The sequence below is a fragment of the Xenorhabdus sp. PB30.3 genome (assembly GCF_963895965.1).
Lineage (GTDB): Bacteria > Pseudomonadota > Gammaproteobacteria > Enterobacterales > Enterobacteriaceae > Xenorhabdus > Xenorhabdus stockiae.
In genome coordinates this window covers 1-2,552 of record NZ_CAWQMW010000080.1, presented here as the reverse complement: position 1 = coordinate 2,552, position 2,552 = coordinate 1, and the positions used below count along the sequence as shown (strand labels likewise).

Genomic DNA, 2,552 nt, shown 5'->3' with positions numbered 1-2,552 from the left:
TCGCTATACCCCGTACGGGCAGCAGGCGGCGGCGGACAGTGACCCGGATTTACCGGGCTATAACGGGGAGCGGCAGGACCCGGCCGGAGGCGGGTATCATCTGGGCAACGGTTACCGGACGTATAACCCGGTCCTGATGCGGTTTACGGCGCCGGACAGCCTCAGCCCGTTCGGGGCCGGGGGACTGAACCCGTATGCGTACTGCCTGGGCGATCCGATCAACCGGACCGATCCGAGTGGGCACATCAGTGTGGGCAGTATTCTGGGAATAGCGTTAGGTTTGTTTGGAATGGCTGCGGAGTTGGCCGCGGTCATTCCAACGGGAGGGGCTTCCCTGACGCTGAGTGGGGCGATTTTGGCCGGGGTTGGTTTTTTAGGGGCGGCGACCGGGTTTGCCAGTGCCGTGACAGAGGGCAGTGATCCGCAGACGTCTGCTGTTTTGGGCTGGATTTCAATGGGATTGGGAGCAGCCAGCCTGGGCAGTTCGGTGCTCGGGAAACTGGCTCGGGGCATGCGGCAAGCTAGCTTGAGTCATATGCTGACGGAAGAGACTGCAGAGATAGCAGAAAGGCCAGAGAGGATTGCTGTAAGCGGACCCCCTTCTCCGAGAATAGAACACGTTCAATTACTAGGACGTGTGGCTCAAGAAGATTTGAGTGAAGAAAGACAAAGTGCTGTTTACGTATCTACGAGCGCTTATTTTGCTATGGCAGTACGAATGGGATATGTTCAGGAAATCATAAGTCCTGTAGGTAGTAATTTTCATACATTGCGACTTACTCTTCCTGCGGGTAACGCTGACTTTTTTTATGCTTTAGACGCGCTGGGTTTTGATACAACTCGAGAAGTAAGTGAAATGAGTAATCTGGTAGATGTGGGTGGGAGTAGTATTGGAGCGGTAGATATTGGAATTAATACAGTAGACCAGTTGTATACACCTATCATAAATGTAAATAGTCGTAATGGTACTGAATTTATTAATGCGTTTCGGTATGACTTACAAGCCCGTAGTCAGATATATAGTGCTACAGATATCCAAGAGATACAGCGTGCGTGGGCAACAAACGGATTTTTTTATACTTTTGACAATCTTTTATGGCGAAATCTTCAATATAATTATTCTGATATATTTTATAGGGAACTACAGATAGCAGAAAGAGAGGGCATAGACCATAGAATTCTAGATATACATCAAATTTATCGGAGGTATTTTTTTAGCTGAAAACACTGATAAATGATTATAGATGATTATCTTAATACTACTGCCAAGTATTTTTTGTATTAGTCGTTGTTATCGGTTTATTAAAAATTTTCATGTTCTGAAAGATCCATAGAACTAAAATCAATATTCAAGGACTTTTAATGATTTAATTGGAGGTTTTATATGATTGATTTTAAAGATGACGATAAATATTCATCTTGGAATGGGATTTCTGATTTAAAAATTGGTTTTCGTCAACTAAGTAATAGTGAAAATATATTTTCCAATGGAAGGCATAGGATATTGATTGATGTTCATATAACACCAAAGGATAAAAATGATATGAATATATCAATATCAAATAAGATACTATCTAAAAACACTTGGCTCATTGACTATAATACAGGTGAAAAATTGTCCTTTGACGTTTCTGAAAATGATGATTTTACATGGGGATATACAGATGAGCCTAATGAATTTACTGCTATTATTATTCCTAGTAGTGTTTCTTTAATGAATTCAAGGGAGCAGGCTTCAAATTCAATAAAGAAATCAAATTTTATAAATACATTAACTTATTATGTATACTGCGCACCAACAGAGAGTAATCACATTAAACAAATAGGCGTGTTGGTACAGGCTCCAGACGGTGAGCATTCTATCTCATATGGCGGAGATTTTGATGGTGTATCTGCATTTTTACAATTAACTGCGATTAGTGAAGTATTTTATGATATGTCCCATATAAAAATGGATAGTAAAATCATTACTACCCACTATGGTGAGCCTGGTTGGATACAAGAAAACACATATGTGTCTATCAGTCCAAATGATCAGTATGGAAAACGTCATATTATGAAATTGGAATATGATGGTGGAAAGATTGATTCTATTCACCAACTTTATTCTGAAGATGAATATCATACAGTTTATTATGCCCATTTCCTTTGGTCATTGGGAAAAGAAAAGACTGTTTCCATAGGGAATGCTATATGGTTTAATCTACCAGTTAATTTTCCTATAGATATAACAGTTCGGCAGAAGGTTGGCTTCCTTTGCTTTACTGTTATATTGGTAAATGATCCAACTTTTCCTGAGGTAAAGGATTATTGGTATCCTGAGTTCTATATTACTATTTATGATCAGTACGGGAATAAAGGTCGTTTTTTAATCGCGCCAAATAATAAGAATGATGAAGAAAAAGAAAAAATCCATCTTGTTGATAGTTAAATAATTTGGTCATAAAGAACATGGTTTTGGAAATGTATATTAACTAAAATGGCAATCGGGTATTCTAGGGGGCTACAGTTATATGGCTCCTAGATGAAATGTGGTGAAATCTAAATTATAT

Annotated in this window: 2 protein-coding genes; both read left to right on the top strand. The window is 39.7% G+C overall.

All coding sequences use genetic code 11. From position 1 onward, the window contains the following. Positions 1-1,222, top strand: a 1,222-nt coding sequence (locus tag AACX38_RS05820) for an RHS repeat-associated core domain-containing protein (protein ID WP_304957228.1), incomplete at its 5' end; no start/stop codon positions are given. Positions 1,223-1,384: 162 nt separating this feature from the next. After that, on the top strand, positions 1,385-2,431 hold the full coding sequence (locus AACX38_RS05815; RefSeq protein WP_228865877.1) for a hypothetical protein: 1,047 nt from the start codon (positions 1,385-1,387) through the stop codon (positions 2,429-2,431). Positions 2,432-2,552: the final 121 nt, after the last annotated feature.